Origin of the sequence: Flavobacterium plurextorum, from assembly GCF_002217395.1 — a bacterium.
Classification (GTDB): Bacteria; Bacteroidota; Bacteroidia; order Flavobacteriales; family Flavobacteriaceae; genus Flavobacterium; species Flavobacterium plurextorum.
Genome location: NZ_MUHD01000002.1, coordinates 104,183 through 126,056, shown reverse-complemented (window position 1 = coordinate 126,056; position 21,874 = coordinate 104,183). Strand labels below are relative to the sequence as shown.

21 protein-coding genes are annotated in these 21,874 nt (G+C 32.8%); 12 read left to right on the top strand and 9 right to left on the bottom strand.

The window, feature by feature from the left end:
• Nucleotides 1-388 precede the first annotated feature (388 nt).
• From secA to B0A81_RS00935, 4 genes are all read right to left on the bottom strand, one after another.
• On the bottom strand, nt 389-3,733 hold the full coding sequence (gene secA, locus B0A81_RS00950) for a preprotein translocase subunit SecA (RefSeq protein ID WP_089056258.1): 3,345 nt from the start codon (nt 3,731-3,733) through the stop codon (nt 389-391).
• A gap of 87 nt (nt 3,734-3,820) precedes the next feature.
• The gene (locus B0A81_RS00945; protein ID WP_007138072.1) at nt 3,821-4,042 is read right to left on the bottom strand and encodes a DUF2795 domain-containing protein; all 222 of its coding nucleotides are present in this window, start codon (nt 4,040-4,042) and stop codon (nt 3,821-3,823) included.
• A gap of 172 nt (nt 4,043-4,214) precedes the next feature.
• Entirely contained in the window at nt 4,215-4,784 is a 570-nt protein-coding gene (locus B0A81_RS00940; protein ID WP_089052917.1) for a cob(I)yrinic acid a,c-diamide adenosyltransferase, read from the bottom strand.
• Between the two features lie 96 nt (nt 4,785-4,880).
• Entirely contained in the window at nt 4,881-5,567 is a 687-nt protein-coding gene (locus B0A81_RS00935) for an ABC transporter ATP-binding protein (protein ID WP_089056257.1), read from the bottom strand.
• 305 nt (nt 5,568-5,872) lie between these two features.
• Here B0A81_RS00935 and B0A81_RS00930 point away from each other — a divergent pair, with 305 nt between their 5' ends.
• A complete protein-coding gene (locus B0A81_RS00930; RefSeq protein ID WP_089056256.1) occupies nt 5,873-6,529 on the top strand; it encodes a DUF6565 domain-containing protein in 657 nt (218 codons plus the stop codon).
• Between the two features lie 55 nt (nt 6,530-6,584).
• On the opposite strand, the gene B0A81_RS00925 is transcribed toward B0A81_RS00930, so the two are convergent.
• The 3 genes from B0A81_RS00925 to B0A81_RS00915 form a co-directional block, all read right to left on the bottom strand.
• Nucleotides 6,585-7,388, bottom strand: coding sequence for an O-methyltransferase (locus B0A81_RS00925; RefSeq protein ID WP_089056255.1), 804 nt, complete (start codon nt 7,386-7,388; stop codon nt 6,585-6,587).
• A gap of 28 nt (nt 7,389-7,416) precedes the next feature.
• A complete protein-coding gene (locus B0A81_RS00920; RefSeq protein ID WP_089056254.1) occupies nt 7,417-7,887 on the bottom strand; it encodes an FKBP-type peptidyl-prolyl cis-trans isomerase in 471 nt (156 codons plus the stop codon).
• Nucleotides 7,888-7,991: 104 nt separating this feature from the next.
• A complete protein-coding gene (locus B0A81_RS00915) occupies nt 7,992-9,854 on the bottom strand; it encodes an ABC-F family ATP-binding cassette domain-containing protein (RefSeq protein WP_089052922.1) in 1,863 nt (620 codons plus the stop codon).
• A 220-nt stretch (nt 9,855-10,074) separates the two neighbouring features.
• Here B0A81_RS00915 and B0A81_RS00910 point away from each other — a divergent pair, with 220 nt between their 5' ends.
• Nucleotides 10,075-10,506 (top strand): DUF6326 family protein, encoded by a 432-nt coding sequence (locus B0A81_RS00910; RefSeq protein WP_089056253.1) that lies wholly within the window; start codon nt 10,075-10,077, stop codon nt 10,504-10,506.
• A gap of 16 nt (nt 10,507-10,522) precedes the next feature.
• Nucleotides 10,523-11,212, top strand: coding sequence for a DUF4386 domain-containing protein (locus B0A81_RS00905; RefSeq protein WP_089056252.1), 690 nt, complete (start codon nt 10,523-10,525; stop codon nt 11,210-11,212).
• Here B0A81_RS00905 and B0A81_RS00900 read toward each other — a convergent pair.
• Nucleotides 11,199-12,167: a hypothetical protein gene (locus B0A81_RS00900; RefSeq protein ID WP_089056251.1), complete on the bottom strand. Its 969-nt coding sequence runs from the start codon at nt 12,165-12,167 to the stop codon at nt 11,199-11,201. The two genes, B0A81_RS00905 and B0A81_RS00900, sit on opposite strands and share 14 nt — an antisense overlap.
• 197 nt (nt 12,168-12,364) lie before the next feature.
• Here B0A81_RS00900 and B0A81_RS00895 point away from each other — a divergent pair, with 197 nt between their 5' ends.
• The gene (locus B0A81_RS00895) at nt 12,365-13,555 is read left to right on the top strand and encodes a DUF5009 domain-containing protein (RefSeq protein ID WP_089056250.1); all 1,191 of its coding nucleotides are present in this window, start codon (nt 12,365-12,367) and stop codon (nt 13,553-13,555) included.
• Nucleotides 13,556-13,590: 35 nt separating this feature from the next.
• On the opposite strand, the gene B0A81_RS00890 is transcribed toward B0A81_RS00895, so the two are convergent.
• A complete protein-coding gene (locus tag B0A81_RS00890) occupies nt 13,591-14,181 on the bottom strand; it encodes a hypothetical protein (protein ID WP_089056249.1) in 591 nt (196 codons plus the stop codon).
• A gap of 116 nt (nt 14,182-14,297) precedes the next feature.
• Between B0A81_RS00890 and B0A81_RS00885 the strand changes: the two genes are divergently transcribed.
• From B0A81_RS00885 to rpmB, 8 genes are all read left to right on the top strand, one after another.
• Nucleotides 14,298-15,479 (top strand): BamA/TamA family outer membrane protein, encoded by a 1,182-nt coding sequence (locus tag B0A81_RS00885; protein WP_244281194.1) that lies wholly within the window; start codon nt 14,298-14,300, stop codon nt 15,477-15,479.
• A gap of 31 nt (nt 15,480-15,510) precedes the next feature.
• Nucleotides 15,511-16,674: a glycosyltransferase family 2 protein gene (locus B0A81_RS00880; protein ID WP_089056248.1), complete on the top strand. Its 1,164-nt coding sequence runs from the start codon at nt 15,511-15,513 to the stop codon at nt 16,672-16,674.
• An 84-nt stretch (nt 16,675-16,758) separates the two neighbouring features.
• Nucleotides 16,759-18,066, top strand: coding sequence for a dihydrolipoamide acetyltransferase family protein (locus B0A81_RS00875; RefSeq protein ID WP_089056247.1), 1,308 nt, complete (start codon nt 16,759-16,761; stop codon nt 18,064-18,066).
• 210 nt (nt 18,067-18,276) lie between these two features.
• Nucleotides 18,277-19,047, top strand: coding sequence for a 3'-5' exonuclease (locus B0A81_RS00870; protein ID WP_089052928.1), 771 nt, complete (start codon nt 18,277-18,279; stop codon nt 19,045-19,047).
• Nucleotides 19,048-19,123: 76 nt separating this feature from the next.
• The gene (locus tag B0A81_RS00865; protein ID WP_089056246.1) at nt 19,124-19,735 is read left to right on the top strand and encodes a fumarylacetoacetate hydrolase family protein; all 612 of its coding nucleotides are present in this window, start codon (nt 19,124-19,126) and stop codon (nt 19,733-19,735) included.
• Nucleotides 19,735-20,079: an Hpt domain-containing protein gene (locus tag B0A81_RS00860; RefSeq protein ID WP_089052930.1), complete on the top strand. Its 345-nt coding sequence runs from the start codon at nt 19,735-19,737 to the stop codon at nt 20,077-20,079. The genes B0A81_RS00865 and B0A81_RS00860 overlap by 1 nt, the downstream gene beginning before the upstream one ends.
• A 222-nt stretch (nt 20,080-20,301) precedes the next feature.
• Nucleotides 20,302-21,555 (top strand): competence/damage-inducible protein A, encoded by a 1,254-nt coding sequence (locus B0A81_RS00855; protein WP_089056245.1) that lies wholly within the window; start codon nt 20,302-20,304, stop codon nt 21,553-21,555.
• A gap of 71 nt (nt 21,556-21,626) precedes the next feature.
• Nucleotides 21,627-21,863: a 50S ribosomal protein L28 gene (rpmB, locus tag B0A81_RS00850; RefSeq protein ID WP_008468080.1), complete on the top strand. Its 237-nt coding sequence runs from the start codon at nt 21,627-21,629 to the stop codon at nt 21,861-21,863.
• Nucleotides 21,864-21,874 lie beyond the last annotated feature (11 nt).

The following is a 21,874-nucleotide window of genomic DNA, read 5'->3' as shown; positions in this document are numbered from 1 at the left end:
AATATTCAAGAGCTGCCCTTTTCTTTTAAAACCATATAAGTGATATAAGAACATTTTAGATTAAGAGCATTTTAGATTTTTGTCCATAATTTATTAGCAGGTCTTATTAGGAAACATAGCCAGTGGTTTCAGCCACTGGGGAATAACGCATATCAAAATTTATGTTACAATGCACACAACGATTATCCCAAACACTCCCACGGTTGAAACAGCGGGCCATATCCGAAATAAGATTAAATTAATTGTTCTTGATCTTTTTTTCTTATTCAGATTGTCTAATCCCTAACTTTTGAACCTGATTCTGCAAACAACCGAAGATTCTTTTAAATGATAAACCCGACAAGTTTTAAAAAACTTGTCGGGTTTAATATGTAATTTGAAATAAAAATTATTCTTTAACAATAACCCAAGCTCCTGAAGCTAAAAGAGTTTCTGCTTTTTTATATTTCATTGTTTCTGTTTTACCAGTTGCAACTTCTTGAATCGTTACATTGTCATTACGATTGATTTTTGGCATCTCTCTAACAATGGTTTCTGTAACCTGACGTTGTTGTGTTTCTCCAGCTTCGCGATTAATTTCTTCGCTGTTTACAATTTCGTCTTTACTTAATTGTAAATTTTCTTTTTGACGCACTTCGCTTGCTTCGTGAATTTCAGGAACGTTTTGCGCAGGTAAATCTCCTTTAAATAAGAATGAAATAACTTCTTTGTTAACGTTGTCCAACATTCCTCTAAACAAGTTGAAAGCTTCTAATTTGTAGATAAGCAATGGATCTTTTTGTTCGTGAACGGCCAATTGAACAGATTGTTTCAATTCGTCCATTTTACGTAAGTGTTTTTTCCAAGCTTCATCAACAATCGAAAGTGTGATGTTTTTCTCGAAATCAGCAATTAACTGAGCTCCTTGGCTATCGTATGCTTTCTTTAAGTCTGTAACAACATTAAGCGTTTTGATTCCGTCAGTAAATGGAACTACGATTCTTTCAAAATGGTTGTTTGGTTCTTCGTAAACTCCTTTAATAATTGGGAAAGCTTCTCTTGCGCTTCTTTCTGTTTTTTCAGTATAGAAAGCAAGTGCTTCTTTGTATACTTTTCCTGTAATTTCAATATCTGATAATTTTGTAAAATCAGCTTCTGAGATTGGAGAAGTAATTCCGAAGTAACGGATTAAATCAAAATCGAAATTTTTGAAATCGTTTGTTACTTTATTATTGCTTACAATTAGTTCGCACGTATCGTAAAGCATATTTGCAATATCCAGTTTTAAACGCTCACCAAACAATGCGTGACGACGACGTTTGTAAACTACTTCACGTTGTGAGTTCATTACGTCATCATATTCTAATAAACGTTTACGAACACCAAAGTTGTTTTCTTCTACTTTTTTCTGAGCGCGCTCAATAGATTTAGTCATCATCGAATGTTGAATAACTTCACCTTCTTGAAGTCCCATTCTGTCCATAACTTTAGCGACTCTTTCAGAACCAAATAAACGCATTAAGTTATCTTCTAGAGAAACATAAAATTGAGAACTTCCTGGATCTCCTTGACGACCAGCACGACCACGTAACTGTCTGTCTACACGACGAGAATCATGACGCTCTGTACCAACGATTGCTAAACCTCCTGCAGCTTTTACTTCTGGAGATAATTTAATATCGGTACCACGACCAGCCATGTTTGTCGCAATGGTTACAACGCCGGCTTTACCAGCTTCTTCAACGATTTGTGCTTCTTGCTTGTGCATTTTAGCATTCAAAACGTTGTGTGTAACGCCTCTCATTTTCAACATTCGGCTTAATAATTCAGAGATCTCTACAGAAGTTGTTCCAATCAAAACTGGTCTTCCAGCGTTTGATAATTCAGTAACGTCTTCGATAACAGCGTTGAATTTCTCTCTTGTTGTTTTGTAGATATAATCTTCTTTGTCAATTCTAGCAATTGGACGGTTGGTTGGAATTTCAACAACATCCAATTTGTAAATCTGCCATAACTCTCCAGCTTCTGTTACCGCTGTACCTGTCATACCACCCAATTTGCTGTACATTCTGAAATAATTCTGTAATGTAACGGTTGCAAAAGTTTGAGTTGCAGCTTCAATTTTTACATTTTCTTTAGCTTCAATCGCTTGGTGTAATCCATCAGAATAACGACGACCATCCATAATACGACCTGTTTGCTCATCGACAATCATAATTTTGTTGTCCATGATCACATATTCTACATCTTTTTCGAATAAAGCATATGCTTTTAAAAGTTGTGTAAGAGTATGGATACGCTCGCTTTTTACTCCAAAATCTTGAAATAATCTTTCTTTAGCTTCAGCTTCAGCGTCTTTATCTAATTTTTGTTTTTCGATAGCAGCGATTTCTGTACCAATGTCTGGTAAAACGAAGAAATCTGCATCAGTATCTCCAGAAAGATATTTAATACCGTTATCTGTCAATTCTACCTGATTATTTTTTTCTTCAATCACAAAGTATAAAGCTTCATCCACTTTATGCATTTCGCGATTGTTATCTTGCATATATTGGTTTTCAGTTTTTTGAAGTAATTGTTTGATTCCTTCTTCACTCAAAAATTTAATTAATGCTTTATTTTTAGGTAAACTTCTGTAAGCTCTTAATAATAAGAATCCGCCTTCTTTAGTATTTCCTTCTTTGATTAATTTTTTAGCTTCTGCCAAGAAACCATTTGCTAATTGACGTTGTTGTGCAACTAGATTTTCGATTTTTGGTTTCAACTCGTTAAATTCATGACGATCTCCCTGAGGAACTGGTCCTGAAATAATAAGCGGTGTTCTTGCATCATCAATTAATACAGAATCGACCTCGTCGACAATAGCATAATTGTGTTTTCTTTGAACTAAGTCGCTAGGCGAATGCGCCATGTTATCTCTTAAGTAGTCAAAACCAAATTCATTATTAGTTCCGTAAGTGATATCGGCATCGTATGCTTTTTTTCTTTGCTCAGTACTTGGCTGGTGATTATCGATACAATCAACAGTTAAGCCGTGAAATTCGAATAAAGGCGCTTTCCATGTGCTGTCACGTTTTGCTAAGTAGTCATTCACTGTTACTAAGTGAACTCCGTTTCCTGTCAAAGCGTTTAAGTATAAAGGAAGTGTAGCTACCAAAGTTTTACCTTCACCAGTTTGCATTTCGGCAACTTTACCTTCGTGCAGAACCATTCCTCCAATTAACTGAACATCATAATGAATCATGTCCCAAGTAATTTCTTTACCTGCAGCATTCCATTTGTTAGCCCAAGTAGCTTTGTCACCTTCAATAGTAACATAAGTTTTTGAAGCCGAAAATTCTCTGTCTTTTGGAGTAGCAGTAACTTCAATAAATGAGTTGTCTTTAAAACGACGTGCTGTTTCCTTAACTACAGAAAATGCTTCTGGAAGAATTTCTAATAAAGTTTTTTCAGAAATTTCATAAGCTTCTTTTTCAAGACTGTCTATTGCATCATAAAGATCTTCTCTTTTGTCGATGTCTTCGATGTTTTCAACTTCAGCTTTAAGCGAAGCAATTTTAGCATCTTTATCTGCTCTGGCTTCTTTAATTCTATCTTTAAAATATACAGTTCTAGCTCTTAGGTCATCGTGAGATAAAGCCATTAAGCTGGTTTCGAATGTTTTAATTTTGTTTAAATAAGGTTGTAAAGCTTTGACATCTTTTTGAGATTTATCACCTACAAAGACCTTGATGATGCTGTTTATGAAACTCATAATTTATTAGTATTTCTTTATTATATGTTGTGTATTTGAACCAAAAAAAAAGCCTCGGTGATGAGACTTTTTCCTTTGGTTTATTTTTTAATATTCATCCTCATTCCAAAGATAATCTTCGTCTGTTGGATAATCAGGCCAAATTTCTTCCATTGATTCATATATCTCGCCTTCGTCTTCGATTGATTGAAGGTTTTCAACTACTTCTAATGGAGCACCAGCTCTAATAGCGTAGTCAATAAGTTCGTCTTTGTTAGCAGGCCATGGCGCATCACTTAAATAAGATGCTAATTCTAATGTCCAATACATCTGTTATCTGTTTAGTTTGTGCAAAAATAAATTTTTTACTGAAAAAGACAAGTAAATTTTGATTTATTTTAATAAAATTTAAGAACGTCTTCTAAATTGCAGATTTTAGATTGTTGATTTTAGATTGATACATTGAAAAAAATCTAAAAAGGGAGCTCTAAAATCTAAAATTTTACTTGCGAGGTATCCATTTCACTTCCTCCGCTTTTAAGTCTGAGGACAACTTTCGTGCCAAGACAAAAAGGTAGTCAGAAAGTCGGTTTAAGTACTTGATTGCTACTTCAGGAACGTGTTCATTATGGCTTAAATGCACTGCCAAACGTTCTGCTCGGCGGCAAATGCAGCGTGCTATATGACAATGTGACACGGTGGGATGACCGCCCGGTAAAACAAAATGAGTCATTGGCGGTAAACTTTCCTCCATTTTGTCAATTTCGTTTTCAAGTAATTCAATATCAGAATCAATAATGCCTAAGTTTTTCAAACGAAGCTCGCCGTTTTTTAAAACCTCTTTTTCTTGTGGAGTTGCTAATATTGCTCCAACAGTAAATAATCGATCTTGAATTTCTATTAGAATAGTTTTATAATGAGAATCCATTTCTTGATCGCGAATTAATCCAATGTAAGAATTTAATTCATCAACAGTTCCGTAACTGTCAATCCTGATATGATCTTTAGGAACTCGCGTGCCTCCAAAAAGAGCCGTAGTTCCTTTGTCGCCTGTTTTTGTATATACTTTCATTTTTTTTAAAGATGCTGAGATTCTAAGATGCTGAGTTTTTCCTTTTGCAGTTAAACAATTAACCAAACAAACGGTTAAACTATTTGAATTATAAAATTATTTCGTCGTATCACTTTCAATTAATCCGTCTCTTAAACGAATAACTCGATGTGCATAAGCTGCAATATCTTCTTCGTGAGTTACCAGAATTACTGTATTTCCTTGTGCATGAATATCGCCAAAAAGCTTCATAATTTCTACCGAAGTTTTACTGTCTAAGTTTCCTGTTGGCTCATCGGCCAAAATAATAGAAGGTTTGTTAACCAAAGCTCGAGCAATAGCAACACGCTGACGCTGACCTCCAGAAAGCTGATTTGGCTGGTGATCCATTCTATCTGCCAGATTAACCTGCGTTAATACTTCGACTGCTCTTGCATTTCGTTCTGATTTTGAATGTCCGGCATAAATCATTGGTAATGCAACATTGTCTAACGCCGTTGTTCTTGGTAAAAGATTAAAGGTTTGAAAAACAAAACCAATTTCTTTGTTTCTAATTCCTGCCAATTCATCATCTTTCATCTGGCTGACATCTTTTCCGTTTAAAATGTATCGCCCAGAAGTTGGCGTATCTAAACAACCTAATAAATTCATTAAAGTTGATTTTCCAGATCCCGAAGGCCCCATTAATGCAACATATTCTCCTTTGTTGATTTCTAAATTAATTCCTTTTAAAACATATACAATTTCATTACCTAGAACAAAATTTCGTTTTATGTCGGTTATTTTAATTAATGGATTTGCCATTTCGTTTTACAATTTTTGGATTTAAAAGTACAAAACACTTTTCAATAAACGATAAGTAGTTTTAAATTGAATTATGTTACAAATTGTAGTTTTTTATATTGATTTAAGTTTTTGTGCTTGTTTGCATAATATAAAATTAGAATTGAAAATGCTGTTATATCATTTTGAATTATTATTGTGTAATTATCATGTTTTTTAAGTTTTATTGAATTATATTGTTTATATTGCTGTAAAAGTGATAATTATGTAATAAAACACTTAAGGTTATAACTATATTTGTTATGTAATCTTAAATAATCAGAATTATGAAAAATATACAATTAGTTTCAGGAATTGCATTTATTGCGTTGATTTTTACGTCGTGTAAAGATGAGAAACAAGAAAAGGCTCAAAAAACGATTGATTCTTATGTGGCTTACGTCGATTCAGTTAAAAATGTAACTGCTGATGATTTGAAAGAAAATTGGAAAGGTGTAGAAACTGAATATGATAAAAGAGCCGAAGAAGCTCAAATGGCTTTGGCAGATATTAAAGATAATACTGCGGCAACGGAGAAAATAAATACGAGTAAAGTAAAGTATGAAGAGTTTAGAAATAAGATGACTGTCCTTTTTACCCCAAGTCCGAGCCCAAAACAACAATTGCGTAATGCCTTATTTGGCGAAGGCAAAATTGGTGATGATATGAATTTTGATTGGGTAAATGCTAAAAATATCCATAGTGTTTACCAGCAATTTGTTCATACGGTTGAGAATAATAAAGATAAGTATTCAAGAGAAGACTGGGATGAAGTTAAACTTATGTATGAGGCACTTGACAGCCGTAAAAATACAGTTGAAAAAGAAGGCCTTACTGCTGAAGATAACAGAAAAATCGCTGGTTTGAAACTTAAATTTGCACCAATGTATACAGTAAACAGAATAGGAGCGAAGTCTGAAGAAACTGCTGCTGCTAAAAAATAAAGTTTAAGTTTTTATTGAAATGAAAAAGACGATCATTTTTGATCGTCTTTTTTTTTTATGCTCTAATTACAAAATGCTCTTTTTCCTGTTCGTATCTAAAAAATACAAATCCCCATTGAAAGGTATCGATAGTAACTTTTACTTTTGGATGATTTTTTATGATTTCCCAAGCTTCTTCCATTTCTTGAGACCAATGAATGTCATCAAAAATCCAAACCGAATCGTTGTCGATTGTCGGCAGTAAAAGTTCAAAATAAGCTAAAGTTGCTTTTTTAGAATGATTACCGTCAAAGTAAATTAGATCGTAAATTTTAGTTCCGAAGTTTTGGGATAGATTTTCAGAAATTAAAAAAGATTCAAATTCTGAAATTATGTTTTCAACGTTTTTGCATTCAAATTTTTCTAATTGATTTTTTGCAATATTTCCAGTTTGTGCACATCCTTCAATAGTAGTAACTTTTGCTTTTGTTCCGAGACTTTGGGATCCAAGAGCTAGGGCAGAAGTTGCTAAGCCCAGTGAAGTTCCTATTTCAAGAATGTTATTTGGTTTGAAATAATTAGTTACTCTAAACAATAGTTCGGCACGTTTTGGAGAAATTCCTGCCGTTGATGCAATTTTACAAATCTGTCTTTTATTAGATTTAAAGACTTTTGAACCTGCACCAAAATCAGTTACTTCAATGAAATTTTTGTTTTCAAGAAGTGACTTTCTGTAATTTTTTAGAATTTTATATTCTGGTTTAGGTTTCTTATCATAGAAACATTTTGTTAGAAGACTAAAAACGAAAGGCGAGTGAACACCATGTTCGTTTTTAGAATTCCAAAGAAATTTTAGATAAGATCGTATTTGGGAAAGCATTCTTATAATGTTTCGTTTTTTAGACGAATTAATTTACTGTAATAAGTTTAATTTCAAAAATTAAAACAGAACCTCCAGGAATCCCAGAAACAGCAGTACTGCCATATCCTAAATGTGCTGGAACAAACAAACGACCACTTCCTCCTTCTTTAAAAAATGGTAATCCTTGCTGCCATCCTAAAATTAACTTGTTTAATGGGAAAGTTGCGCCTGTGGCATTTTGGTCAAAAACTTTTCCATTGGTAAGAGAACCTTTGTATGTTACCGTAACAGATGATTGCGAAATAGGTTGTTTACCCGTTCCTTCTTCTGTAATAATGTAATGTAAACCAGTCGTTGTTTTTTTCGCCGTTAAATTGTTTTTAACTAGATAATCTGTGATTTCTTTTTCGTTTTCAACACTATAATCTATTTTTTCAGGAATTCTTTCTAATCCTGAATCACTTGTGCAAGAAATAAAAAAAGTAAGAATCGAAAAAGCAATTAGTAATTTTTTCATGTGGTATTTGTTTTAAAAGTCGTAAATATATAAAATTTGTTTTTACTCTATATTTTGGTCGGAAAATTCATTTTTTTTGAAAACGGAAATTTATAACTAAAATATTAACTTTCAAGTTTAGCAGAAAGCTCAAACCAACGCTCTTCTTTTTTATCTATTTTGTTTATGATATTTTGCAATTCGTTTGCTTTTTTCTCAATATCGGCGTCAGCAACTTTTCCGTCAGAGAATAATTGCTCGATTTTAGTTTTTTCGATTTCTAAATCTTTAATTTCTCTTTCGATTTTTTGATATTCTTTTTGCTCGTTGAAGCTCAAATTTCCAGTTGGATTGTTTTGTTTCCAGTCTTTCTTTTCAGCTTTGTTTTCTTCTTTTTGAGCAACATCGGCACTGTCTTCATAAGCGCGGAAATCAGAATAGTTTCCTGGGAAATTTTCGATTTCGCCATTTCCTCTAAAAACAAATAAGTGATCAACAATTTTATCCATAAAATAACGGTCGTGCGAAACAACCAGCAAGCATCCTGGATAATCTAGAAGGAAACTTTCAAGAACGTTCAACGTTACAATATCTAAATCGTTTGTTGGCTCATCGAGAATCAAAAAGTTTGGATTTTGAATTAAAACCGTACATAAATACAAACGTTTTAATTCTCCACCGCTTAATTTTTCGACATAATCGTATTGTTTTTTAGCATCAAAAAGAAAGCGTTCTAACAATTGTGAAGCCGAAATGATTTTTCCTTTTGCAAGCGGAATATATTCTCCGTACTCCTTTATAATATCAATTACACGTTGTCCAGGTTTTGGATTAATTCCAGACTGTGTATAATAACCAATTTTAATAGTATCGCCTTTTACAACTCTACCGCTGTCTGGCGGAATTGTTCCAGTTAGTAAATTTAAAAAGGTAGATTTTCCTGTTCCGTTTTTACCAATAATTCCAATTCTTTCGCCACGCTGAAAATCAAAGCTAAAATTGTCAAGAATAACGCGGTCTTTGAACTTTTTAGAAAGTTTGTGAAGCTCGATAATTTTGCTTCCCATTCTTTCCATATTAATTTCAAGCTCGACTTTGTTTTCTTTACGTCGGCTTTGCGCTTTTTCTTTAATTACATAAAAGTCGTCCTGACGCGATTTAGATTTAGTTGTTCTCGCTTTTGGCTGGCGGCGCATCCATTCTAATTCTTTTACAAAAAGATTTTTTGCTTTGTCAATACTAGAATTTTCAGACGTAATTCGCTCTTCTTTTTTCTCTAAATAATAAGAGTAATTTCCTTTATATTGATATAATTTACCGTTGTCTAATTCGATTATTTCATTGCAGACACGTTCCAAAAAGAAACGGTCGTGCGTTACCATAAACAAAGTAATATTTTCTTTGGCAAAATAGCTTTCAAGCCATTCGATCATTTCAAGATCTAAATGGTTGGTTGGCTCATCTAAAATCAATAAATCTGGACGATTAATTAAGATAATAGCCAATGAAAGACGTTTTTTTTGTCCACCAGAAAGGTTTTTTACTTTAAGTTTAAAATCTTCGAGTTTTAACTTGAATAAAATTTGTTTGTATTGTGTTTCAAAATCCCAAGCATTATGCTGATCCATTCCGTCAAAAGCTTTTTGATAGGCTTCTTCGTCATTTGGGTTTTCTAAAGCTTTTTCATAAGCTTCGATTATTTTAAGCGTTTCATTGTCTGAAGCGAAAATACTTTCCTCAATCGTAAGTTCATCCTGAAGATTATTGTCTTGCGACAGAAAAGCCATTCTAATTCCTTTTCTCAAAACAACTTGTCCCGTATCTGGTTCGTCTAAACCATTTATGATGCTCATGATAGTTGTTTTTCCAGAACCATTTTTGGCAATAAAAGCAATTTTTTGGTCTTTGTTGATTCCAAAAGAGATATTGTCAAAAAGGACTCTTTCGCCAAATGACTTCGATATATTTTCTACAGATAAGTAATTCATGAAGATTTCTAACTGAAAACTCAGTTTTTATTAATTAAAAATTCTAATAAGACGGCGCAAAGATAGCTTTTTGAATTAGAGAAAAAAAACGAGCAATTTTAAACCTGTTTTTCCTGATTTAATGTAAAATAGAATAAAAGCGTGCTGCTAAAATGAATTATAAAAAGATTGTAACAATTTGTGATGATATTCGTCATACTTAAAACTTAAATTCTTAATTATGAGTGATAAAGAGAAAAGTGTCAGCGATTTTGAAGATTTTAAAGTAAATACAAAAATCAAACTTTCGGCATTGTGGACTTCTGTGATGTTTTGTTATATCTATGGAGATTACTTTTCGCTTTATGTTCCAAAAAAAGTTGAGGATTTTATAAGTGGAGAAACACTACTTGATTCTCCTTTAAAATTATTTTTTGCGGCAGTTTTAATGACTGTTCCGGCTTTAATGATTTTTGCATCGATTGTTTTAAAACCAAGAATAAATAGATGGCTCAATATTGTTTTTGGAATTTTTTATACGGCAATAATGCTGTTGATTGCTTTTACTTCAATAGCGCCTTGGTGGAGTTTTTATGTTTTTCTGGCATTAGTAGAAAGTATTCTCACTTCGATAATTGTTTATAATGCAGTTAAATGGCCAAGACAAGTTTAATTTTAAAACATAAAAGATGACTGAAGAATCAAAAATAACGTTTAGAAATACTGGCAGAATTGCTGGCTTATTGTATTTTGTAGTTGTAATAACTGGAATTTTTAGTTTAGGATACGTTCCTTCAAAATTAATAGTTTGGGATAATCCGCCAGCCACTTTAACAAATATCGTTAATGCTGAATTTCTATTTCGACTCGGAATTGTGAGCGGTCTGATTTGTTATACTTTCTTTTTGTTTCTGCCGTTGGTTTTATACAAATTGCTTAAATCTTTCAATAAAACGTATGCCTTATATATGGTCGTTTTAGCCATTGTAAGCGTGCCGATTTCTTTTGTTAATATGCTGAATAAATTTGCAGTTCTCTCTATTATAAGTTCAGGTCAACAGCAAAAAGAAGAGATTATGTTTTATTTAAATCAATATGATTTCGGAAATTTAATTGTTCAAATTTTTTGGGGACTTTGGTTATTTCCTTTTGGATACTTAGTTTTTAAATCTGCAATAATTCCTAGATTTTTAGGTGTTTTATTGATGCTTGGATGCGTTGGCTATTTGATTAATTTTTTCGGAAATGCACTATTCCCTAACTATTCAGAACTAGGAATGTCGTCTTATGTAAGACTTCCTGCAAGTCTGGGAGAAATAGGAACTTGTTTATGGTTACTTATAATGGGAGCAAAAGATAAAGTAATTACGGCTGATTAAAATATTGGCTTAATACTGAACTCAAATTTAAATAATGCATTTGCTGAGGATTGTTTAAGATTGGTTTGCGAATCAAAGATTCATTTGTAATAAAATAATGAAGTCCGTCTTTTGTCGCAATTCCTTCAATTTGATGAAAAGGGAGTTTTAGACTTATTCGACGTTTATTTCCTGATAAAAAATCTCCATTTTTAAAATCATATAATAAATGCAGAAAAGACTTTCCTGTTTTTGAGTAACCGCATAACACAATTGTTTTTTTGTTTTCAAGAAAAACGGCACCTGTAACTAAACCTTTTGTGTTAATTGTGCTTTTAAATTGTGCAATATGATTTCCTGTGCGATTGGGTAAAACGTAAATATTTGTTTGTGAAGATTTCCATTGTTTAGTAAACAGATAAATGCTGTCTTTAGAAACTATAAAAGCTTCGCAGTCAAAATTGGTTGTGTTTGGCTTCTTTGCAGAAAAATCAGTTTGATCAGAGTACTTAAATGAAATTATTTCAACACTTGGATTTTCATTCAAAAATGCTGTTTTGTTTATTTTTAGAATCTTTAAATCCGTTCGATTTCCCTTTGCATTATTTCCAAAATCGCCAATATAAATATGTGTGCTGTCTTGTGATATTTCTTCCCAATCATTATTCACAGTGTGCTCAAGAATAATTTTTCGTCTAATTTTTCCAATAGAATCCAATCCGTAGATCGTTTTGTCATGATCGTCATTGTGTGTCCATAATAAATTGTCGAATGCAATTAGTCCTGAAGTTTCTTTAACAGAGTCGCTTAATTTAATTGAATATTCAGGTTTTACTTTTATGCTTTTATAAAGACAGCTTCCGTCATTTTGAGTCGCTTTTGGATTGTAATTTTTCGAAAGAGGATCTGTACAGCCAGAAACCTGAGAATAAGCTGAGGTGAAAACTATAAAGAAAAAGAAAATTACTTTTTTCATCTACAAATAGACATTAACAAAAAACAAAAGTACACTATTAAGAGATTAACATAAAAAAGGTTTTTTTGTTGCATTTTGATTTTACAGTTAATTCTAGATTTTATTTCGAGGTAGATTCTTTTTGAAATATTTTTTAGAAATAAAACGAGATTTCGTCTATTATTTTAAATTTGTTAGTACCAAAAACAAAGTGCTTTATGAAAATTAAAGAAAATTTATACAATCAAAGGATTATATCGATAGATGCATTGCGCGGAATTACCATTTTTGTAATGATATTTGTAAATGAATTGGCTAGTATAAAAGAAGTTCCGCAATGGCTTAGACATATGCCTGCAGATGCCGATGCGATGACTTTTGTTGATGTAGTTTTTCCTGCCTTTTTGTTTATTGTCGGCATGTCAATTCCATTTGCTTTCAATGCAAGATTGCTAAAAGGAGATAGTCCTAAAGTAATTTGGATTCACACTTTAAAAAGAGCTTTGGCTTTAATCATTATTGGCGTTTTTATGGTTAATGCCGAATATGGTTTTGATGCTTCAAAAATGATTATTTCTCCAGTGCTTTGGGCACTTTTGGCCTACGCAATGCCAATTCCTATTTGGAATAAATATCCTAAAGATTTTCCAGTTTGGTTAAAATACAGTCTTCATTACGGCGGAATGCTCGTTCTGGTTATTCTTTACTTTTTGTATGTACAAGATACTGGAGAAATTGGAATAACACCTAAATGGTGGGGAATTCTAGGGTTAATTGGCTGGGCGTATCTATTTTCGGTAATTTATTATTGGCTTGTTTCAGGACGATTATGGGCAATGATCGCATTTTTGTTTATTTGTGTAATTGCAAATTCAATAAATCTAAGTGCCGATGTTCCACTTTCAAATTTGCCTTGGTTTAAATTTATTGCCGGACATTTAACGCACGCTGCTTTAGTGAGCGCAGGAGTAATAATCTCGTTATTGTTTTTTGACAGGAAAACGCAGCAAAAAATAAACTGGCCCGTAATTGGTTTTGCTATTTTGTTTTTTGCAATTGGGTACTTTTTACGCCCTTATTTTGGAATTTCAAAAATAAAAGGAACTCCGTCTTGGACTATGTTTTCTGCTGGAATTTGTACCGTCCTGTTTTACTTTTTGTATTGGTTAATGGAAGTTAAGAAACAAACAAAATGGAGTTCGTTTTTTATGCCGGCCGCAGCAAATCCTTTATTGATTTACATTCTTCCCGGAGTAATTTACTATTTCTGCAAAGCTTTGGGATTTCATATTATTCCGGGTTATTTTAGAGTAGGAGTTCCAGGAATAATTTGGTCACTTGTATTTTCGACAATTATGCTTTTTGTTATGAAAGTATGTAATAAGTATAAAATTCAGCTTCATTTATAGTAAGTCAAACAAGAGATTCTATTTGTAATAAACGGTTAATGAATACGAACAGATTTTATTTCTAAAACTGCGTTTGATGTTGGATTGTAGTTTACAAAATTGAATTTACAAAGGTTATGAATGTTTAAAACCTTTCCGTTTGCAAGACCATCTTGCTTGAATTCTGTCCACGGAATTTTTATTGTTGTAAAATCTTTAGCCGATATCGGAAGATCGACTCTTGGGTGTGAGCCGCCATGTACACATCCAATGCCATCTTCATTTCCTTCACGAGCTTGCAGTTTTATCAATTCATTTGACCTATAGGTAATACTAACGTATTTTGAGTTTTTGGATAAATTTGTGGGAGCGCCATCATTCGAATTAGATTCTGAAATCATCACATTCAGTTCAATTTCACCCGTCGGATTTTCTTTTGCCGTAACTCTGATTATGCCCTTTTCTTTTCTGATTTTATTAATAGTTTCCTGCGTTTCTTTTGTTGGACCTGCAATAAACCATGTCGAAGTTTTTACAAGATCTAAGTTTGAGCTCGAAAAAACGGTTAATGGTGAAAAACTGTATGATAACAGTAAGATTAAAGAAAAAAGAAAATAGTTCAGGATAATCGACGGTTTGTTTTTCATAAATGAAGATGTTTCACCATCAAAAATATAATTTTCTTTTTTATTATTTTGAAAGAGTTACCTATTCTAAATAAAATTTTAAATTTGTAAGAGGTTGTTTCCGAAAACTTTACGAAATGAAAAAAGCAAAATCAGTACTTGTTTTATTTTTCTTTTTTGGGATGTCATTTTGTTACGCGCAAAATGATTCCATTTCGAATAATCAGAAAGACATTTTAGATGTATTGTATAAGCTTTTTCATAAAAACGATTCTATTCGAATAAAATCAGAAAAAAAAGTAGCTTTTTCTTTGCTTCCAGTTCCTATAGATGCTAATAAAAGTGCCGGATTAGTAGTGTCATTTTTAACCACATTTTATTTAGGAGACAGCAAAACAACACGAATGTCTCAAATTACCTTTTCTCCTTATTTTAGTTTCACCAAACAGTACGTCTTTCCAGTGCAGTCTTATATTTATACGGCAGATAATAAGTGGAATTTTATTGGAGATTATCGTTATATGATTTATCCGCAAGATACTTATGGTTTGGGCGGGCATAATACCGAAGATAAAATGTCGACCTTAGATTATCAGCAGTGGAGGTTTTATCAGTTTGTAACCCGAAAAGTTATTGGTAATTTCAGAATGGGATTAGGTGTGTTGTTTGATAATTATCAAAATATTTCTGAGGATTCCTATATAGATGAAGAAACGGATTATTCTAAATATATGAACGGCGATTTTACAGATGAAACTTCGTTAGGATTTGCGGTTCAAGGTTTGTATGACTCCAGAGAAAACAATGTAAATCCGGAACAAGGCTTGTATGTTGAGGCAGATTACAGAATGAATACAAGTGGAGTTGATGGTAAAAAATGGAATTCTATTTATTTTGATGCCAGAAAATATCATTCGTTTAACAAACACAAACATCGAGTTCTGGCGTACAGAGCTTTTTATTGGTCGACTTTTGGAGGGAAACCGCATTATCTTGATCTGCCAAGTATTGGCTGGGATCGAGATGGGAAAACGGGTCGCGGTTTTACTAGAAATAGATTTAGAAGTAATGCGCTTATTTATTTTGAAACCGAATATCGAACTGATATTTCAAAAAATGGTTTTTGGGGCGCCGTATTTTTTACCAATATTTCCTCAGTTTCAAAACTAGACACCTATCAGTTTAGTAAATGGAATCCGGCTGTTGGAACAGGATTACGTATCAAATGGAATAAACAGAATAATAGTAATTTGGTGCTGGATTTTGGAGTTAGTAAAAACGATTGGTCGCTGCGATTAGGTTTGACCGAAAATTTCTAACTTCCCCAAAAATCAAATTACTTAAAATTTCATGCAATTATCGGTTGTTATACTTAATTATAATGTGCGTTACTTTCTCGAACAATGCGTCTTGAGTGTTCAAGAAGCACTTTTAACACTTGATGCCGAAATTATTGTAGTAGATAATAATTCATCTGACGATAGTTGTTTGATGATGAAAAATAAATTTCCTAACGTTAGATTAATTCAGAACAATCGCAATTTTGGTTTTCCAAAAGGCAATAATATTGGAGTTCAATATGCAGCTGGAAAATACATTTGTATTTTAAATCCAGATACAGTTGTTGCAGAAGACACATTTACTAAAATTTTGGCTTTCGCCGAAGAAAAAAAAGATTTAGGAATAATAGGCTGTAAATTAATTGATGGCACGGGAAGTTTTCTGCCAGAAAGTAAACGTGGTATTCCAACTCCTTGGGTTGCTTTTACAAAGATTTTTGGTTTGTATAAAGTATTTCCAAAAACAAGCATATTTAACCGTTATTATGCGCAGCATTTAAATAAAGATCAAAGCGGAAAAGTTGAGATTTTGGTGGGTGCTTTTATGTTTATGAAACGAGATCTTTACCTTGAACTTAAGGGTTTCGATGAAAATTGCTTTATGTATGCAGATGATATTGACTTGTCTTATCGTGCACTTTTGATTCAAAAATCAAATTATTATTTTCATGAAACCACTGTTTTGCATTATAAAGGAGAAAGTACAGTAAAGGATGAAAAATATTTGAAGCGTTTTCAAGAAGCGATGAATTATTTTTATCAAAAGCACTTTAAGAAATCTTGGTTTTTTACATTTTTTATTCAAATAGGAAGTTTTGCTTTTTCATTTTTCAAAATGTTTCAAGGGAAAATAAAAGTAAAACCATCGCCGAAAAGTTTTATTTTTTGCTCCTCAAATCAAATTTTGTCTGAAAAATTACCTTCTATTTTAAAAAATAAAGTGCAGTTTTTCGATTTAAAAAAAGAAAAAATGGTAAATTCGTCCCTGATTTTTAAGGGTAAAAGAGTTGAGATTATTTTGGATAATCAGTATGTTTCATTCAAAAAATGTATCAAAATCATAGAAACTCTTAAAGATAAGAACATTACTTTTAAGATTTTCCCTAAAAATACAAATTTTATAATTGGAAGCGATTCGCGAAATGACATGGGTCAAATTGTGGAAATTGAGTAAAAAATTATATTAAATGTAATTTATGTTTAAAATATTCAGTAATTTCGCAATCTGATAATCAAAATCACCCTTGAGGATAACAATATGGCAAGATTTGAATTAAAACTTCCAAAAATGGGAGAAAGTGTCGCTGAAGCAACCATTACAAACTGGTTGAAAGAAGTTGGAGACAGAATTGAAGCTGATGAAGCTGTACTAGAGATTGCAACTGATAAGGTTGACAGCGAAGTGCCAAGCGAAGTGTCAGGAGTTTTAATTGAACTATTGTTTGGTAAAGACGATTTAGTTCAAGTAGGACAAACCATTGCTATTATTGAAACAGAAGGTGATGCTCCAGCTGCGCAAGCTGTTGAAGAAACTGTAGTTCCTGTAGAAGCAGTAGAAATTGAAAAAACAATAGAAACGGTTAAAGAAGCAGTTTCTGTACCGCAAGATTTTTCAGGATCAGATAAATTCTTTTCTCCTTTAGTAAAAAATATTGCAAAAGAAGAAGGTGTTTCTGTCGCTGAGTTGAACAATATTGCAGGTTCGGGAAAAGATGGACGTGTAACAAAAGAAGATATTCTAAAGTTTATAGAAAATAGAAAATCAGGCGTTGCTGCTCCGCAAACTGCAGCTGCACCAAAAGCTGCAGAGCCAATAGTTCAAAAAAGTCAGCAGGCAGTTCCAGTTTCTGTTAATGGAGGTGATGAAATCATCGAGATGGACAGAATGCGTAAACTGATTTCAGGATATATGGTTGCTTCAGTTCAAACTTCCGCACACGTACAGTCGTTTATTGAAGTTGACGTTACAAACATCGTAAAATGGAGAGAAAGAGTTAAAACTGCTTTTGAAAAAAGAGAAGGAGAGAAGCTTACTTTTACGCCAATTATGATGGAAGCAGTTGCGAAAGCATTAAAAGATTTCCCAGGAATGAATATTTCTGTTGATGGAGATTATATCATCAAAAAGAAAAATATTAATTTAGGAATGGCAGCCGCATTGCCAAACGGAAATCTAATTGTGCCTGTAATTAAAAATGCAGATCAGTTAAACCTTGTTGGAATGGCAAAAGCTGTCAACGATTTAGGAAACCGTGCAAAAGCAGGAAAATTAAAACCAGACGATACACAAGGTGGAACTTATACAGTAACGAATGTTGGAACATTTGGAAGTGTTTTTGGAACGCCAATTATCAATCAGCCTCAAGTTGGTATTTTAGCTCTTGGAGCGATTCGTAAAGTACCTGCAGTTATCGAAACACCAGAAGGTGATTTTATCGGAATCCGCCAAAAAATGTTCTTGTCTCACTCTTACGATCATAGAGTTGTTGATGGAGCTTTGGGAGGAAGTTTTGTAAAAAGAGTAGCAGAGTATTTAGAAGCTTTTGATGTAGATCGCGATTTTTAATCGATCGATATTTAGATACAAACCCGGAAATTAGTTTTTCCGGGTTTTTTGTTTGTAGGAAAATAAGAAGATATGATTAAGAAGAAATTGTTCGCTGCTAAATTTTGATGTTAAAATGTAAAAAAGGGACTTATTTAGGGGAAAAAAATAAAAATTTGCAAAGGAAATTCCGCTTTAAAAATTACATTTGTAAACTTATAAAATTTAAAAATGGAATTAAAGCTTAACAAACCAATTTGTTTTTTTGATCTAGAAACTACTGGAATTGATATTGGTAAAGATCGAATTGTAGAAATTTCGATATTCAAAGTTTTTCCAAACGGAAATAAAGAAAGTAAAACTTGGTTAGTTAATCCTACTATTCCAATTCCGCCGCAAACAACTGCTGTGCATGGTATAACTGATGAGAAAGTGGCAAATGAGCCAACTTTTACAGAGTTAGCACCGCAGGTTTACAATATGATTAAAGACAGTGATTTGGGAGGTTTTAATTCAGATCGTTTTGATATTCCATTATTAGCGGAAGAATTGCTTCGTGCAGGAGTTGATTTTGATATGAAAAATAAAGTTTCGGTAGATGTTCAGACTATTTTTCATAAAATGGAAGAGCGTACATTAAGCGCGGCTTTGAAGTTTTATTGTGGAAAAAGTCTTGAAAATGCCCATTCTGCAGAAGCAGATACAATGGCAACTTACGAAATTTTAAAAGCACAATTAGATCGTTATCCAGAATTAGAGAATGATATGAAATCATTGTCTGAATTTACAACCCGAAAAAAAATAGCAGACTTTGCGGGAATGATTGCTTTTGATAAAGACAATGAAGAGATTTTTACTTTCGGAAAACATAAAGGAGCAAAAGTAGAGAAAGTGCTGGAATCAGAGCCAGGTTACTTCAGCTGGATTCAAAATGCAGACTTTCCTTTGTATACCAAAAAAGTTTTAACAGCAATTAAATTAAGAAAACTAAATACGAAATAAGGTTCTAAGACGCCAAGATTCTAAGAGTCGAACTTCTTAGTGTCTTAGTGCTTCAGGATCTCAGCACCTTTAAAAGATGAAGATTATTTGTATCGGTAGAAATTATACCAATCATATTGAGGAGTTAAAAAATGAACGACCAGATGAGCCTGTGGTTTTTATGAAACCAGACTCGGCAGTTTTATTGAAACAGCATCCGTTTGTAATTCCAGAATTTTCTGAAGAAGTTCATCACGAATTAGAAGTAATTGTGAAGATTAATAAAGTTGGAAAATATATTGAGCCAAAGTTTGCGAACAAATATTACGAAGAGATTAGTGTAGGTATTGATTTTACAGCCAGAGATTTACAAGATAAATTAAAAGCAAAAGGATTGCCTTGGGAAAAAGCAAAAGCTTTTGACGGGTCTGCGGTAATTGGTGATTTTTTGCCTAAAAGTGATTTTGTTTCGTTAGAAAATCTTACGTTTGAACTCAAGAATAATAATGAAACCGTTCAAAAAGGAAATACAAGCTTTATGCTTTGGAAAATTGATGAACTGATTTCGTACGTATCACAATTTTTCACCTTAAAAATTGGAGATATTATTTTTACTGGGACGCCTGCGGGTGTTGCATCGGTTAAGCCTAATGATATTTTAGAAGGCTTTTTAGAAGATAAAAAATTATTTAGAATACAAGTAAAATAATGGCCTTAAAGTATAACCTTTCGAAAGTGTACGCGCTTTCAGATAACGATCCTGAATTTGTAAACGAAATTCTTAATTTATTTGTTACAGAAGTCCCTGAAGATTTAAAACAGATTAAAGAAGGAATTAAGAAAAAGGATCACAAATATGCCTATTCTTATGCTCATAAAATAAAGCCTACATTAGATTTAATGGGGTTAAATGTTGCTTTTGAAGAGATTCTGCAAGTAGAAGCTTGGACAAAAGCCGAGGGGAAGAAAAAAGATATTATAGAGACTTTTAAAAGTATAAAAGTACAAGTTAAAGATGCAATCAAAGAAATCAAGAAAGATTTTGATTTGTAAGGTTTAAACTTCCTTAATTCTTATTTTTTTTAAGAAAAGAATAAGAATTAAGGATTTCTTCTATTGTTGAGGTTATTCTTTAGTTTCTAAAAACTTCGTTTAACACACATCTGGTATTTGTTGTGAAAAGAATCCAGTTTTTATTTCCTTATAAATAAAGCAAAAACAGCAATCTACTTTCTAATAACAACTTGCAGTACGGCAAGTGAAAATAATATTTATATGAAGGCAGCTATTATAACTATTGGAGATGAAATTTTGATAGGTCAAATTATTGACACAAACTCCGGTTTTATTGCTAAATCACTCGATCGAATTGGTGTTGAAGTTGCGGAAATGATTTCGATCAGTGACGACAAAAAACATATTTTAGATACTTTTGAGCAATTGCAAAACAAAGTTGATGTTGTTATAGTGACTGGCGGTTTAGGGCCTACAAAAGATGATGTTACAAAGAAAACTTTTTGCGAGTATTTTAATGACGAGTTAGTTGTTAATCCAGAAGTTTTGGCGCATGTAACACAATTAATAGAAGGTTTTTATAAAAGACCAATTTCGCAATTAAACAAAGATCAGGCTCTTGTTCCGTCAACTTGTACAGTGCTTCATAATCAAGTGGGTACTGCGCCGGGTATGTGGATGAAAAAAGAAAATACCGTATTTATTTCGCTTCCCGGAGTTCCGTATGAGATGAAATATTTAGTCGAAGAAGAGATAATTCCAAAAATAGTTAAAGAATATAAGCGTCCCTATATCATTCATAAAACTATTCTGACCTATGGTCAAGGAGAGAGTTTAGTTGCGGAACGTATAGAAGCTTGGGAAAATAATCTGCCTGATTTTATAAAATTAGCCTATCTGCCAAATCCGGGCAGAGTGCGTTTGCGATTAACAGCCAGAGGAACTGATAAAGCCGAGTTAGAAAAAGCAATAGAAGAGAATGTAAAATCTTTAGATGCTATAATTCATGATATAATAGTTGGTTACGAAGAAAATGAAACAATAGAAACTGTAATCGCTAAATTTCTTTCCAGACAAAATAAAACGATTTCAACAGCAGAAAGTTGTACCGGAGGAAGAATTGCTTCGTTGTTGACTTCGGTTGAAGGCTCTTCGAAATATTTTAAAGGAAGTGTTGTTTCGTACGCAACAGAAGCTAAAGTCAATGTTCTCGGTGTTTCGCAGGATTTGATAGATGAATATTCGGTAGTTAGTGCGCAGGTTGCATCGGCTATGGCTTTGAATGTGAAAGAAATACTGAAAACGGACTATGCAATTGCGACAACTGGTAACGCCGGACCCTCAAAAGGTGATTCAGATGCTGAAATTGGCACTGTTTTTATAGCTTTGGCTACCCCAACTGAGATAATTGTAGAAGAATTTAACTTTGGCCAACCACGTGAAAAAGTGATAGATAGAGCCACGATTAAGAGTTTGGAAATTTTACAGAAAGAAATTTTAAAAATTGTGCAATAATTTTTTGCTACAATGGTTTATTTTTCTTTTCTTTGCACCCTGATTTTGAATAACGATAAAAGATAAGTATAATGTCAAGAGTTTGTGACCTTACAGGTAAAAGAGCGATGGTAGGAAATAACGTTTCTCACGCTATGAACAAAACTAAGAGAAAGTTTTCTGTAAACTTAGTTAAAAAGCGTTTTTATCTTCCAGAAGAAGATAGATGGATTACTCTTAGAGTAGCAGCATCTACGATAAAAACAATTAATAAAAATGGAATCACTGCTGTTTTGAAAAAAGCACAGTCAGAAGGATTTATCAAATAATCTTTTCCTAA

Bases quoted from the DNA above. Each gene is read 5' to 3' on its own strand.
- secA (WP_089056258.1), bottom strand. From the start codon at position 3,733: ATGAGTTTCATAAACAGCATCATCAAGGTCTTTGTAGGTGATAAATCT.
- B0A81_RS00945 (WP_007138072.1), bottom strand. From the start codon at position 4,042: ATGTATTGGACATTAGAATTAGCATCTTATTTAAGTGATGCGCCATGG.
- B0A81_RS00940 (WP_089052917.1), bottom strand. From the start codon at position 4,784: ATGAAAGTATATACAAAAACAGGCGACAAAGGAACTACGGCTCTTTTT.
- B0A81_RS00935 (WP_089056257.1), bottom strand. From the start codon at position 5,567: ATGGCAAATCCATTAATTAAAATAACCGACATAAAACGAAATTTTGTT.
- B0A81_RS00930 (WP_089056256.1), top strand. From the start codon at position 5,873: ATGAAAAATATACAATTAGTTTCAGGAATTGCATTTATTGCGTTGATT.
- B0A81_RS00925 (WP_089056255.1), bottom strand. From the start codon at position 7,388: ATGCTTTCCCAAATACGATCTTATCTAAAATTTCTTTGGAATTCTAAA.
- B0A81_RS00920 (WP_089056254.1), bottom strand. From the start codon at position 7,887: ATGAAAAAATTACTAATTGCTTTTTCGATTCTTACTTTTTTTATTTCT.
- B0A81_RS00915 (WP_089052922.1), bottom strand. From the start codon at position 9,854: ATGAATTACTTATCTGTAGAAAATATATCGAAGTCATTTGGCGAAAGA.
- B0A81_RS00910 (WP_089056253.1), top strand. From the start codon at position 10,075: ATGAGTGATAAAGAGAAAAGTGTCAGCGATTTTGAAGATTTTAAAGTA.
- B0A81_RS00905 (WP_089056252.1), top strand. From the start codon at position 10,523: ATGACTGAAGAATCAAAAATAACGTTTAGAAATACTGGCAGAATTGCT.
- B0A81_RS00900 (WP_089056251.1), bottom strand. From the start codon at position 12,167: ATGAAAAAAGTAATTTTCTTTTTCTTTATAGTTTTCACCTCAGCTTAT.
- B0A81_RS00895 (WP_089056250.1), top strand. From the start codon at position 12,365: ATGAAAATTAAAGAAAATTTATACAATCAAAGGATTATATCGATAGAT.
- B0A81_RS00890 (WP_089056249.1), bottom strand. From the start codon at position 14,181: ATGAAAAACAAACCGTCGATTATCCTGAACTATTTTCTTTTTTCTTTA.
- B0A81_RS00885 (WP_244281194.1), top strand. From the start codon at position 14,298: ATGAAAAAAGCAAAATCAGTACTTGTTTTATTTTTCTTTTTTGGGATG.
- B0A81_RS00880 (WP_089056248.1), top strand. From the start codon at position 15,511: ATGCAATTATCGGTTGTTATACTTAATTATAATGTGCGTTACTTTCTC.
- B0A81_RS00875 (WP_089056247.1), top strand. From the start codon at position 16,759: ATGGCAAGATTTGAATTAAAACTTCCAAAAATGGGAGAAAGTGTCGCT.
- B0A81_RS00870 (WP_089052928.1), top strand. From the start codon at position 18,277: ATGGAATTAAAGCTTAACAAACCAATTTGTTTTTTTGATCTAGAAACT.
- B0A81_RS00865 (WP_089056246.1), top strand. From the start codon at position 19,124: ATGAAGATTATTTGTATCGGTAGAAATTATACCAATCATATTGAGGAG.
- B0A81_RS00860 (WP_089052930.1), top strand. From the start codon at position 19,735: ATGGCCTTAAAGTATAACCTTTCGAAAGTGTACGCGCTTTCAGATAAC.
- B0A81_RS00855 (WP_089056245.1), top strand. From the start codon at position 20,302: ATGAAGGCAGCTATTATAACTATTGGAGATGAAATTTTGATAGGTCAA.
- rpmB (WP_008468080.1), top strand. From the start codon at position 21,627: ATGTCAAGAGTTTGTGACCTTACAGGTAAAAGAGCGATGGTAGGAAAT.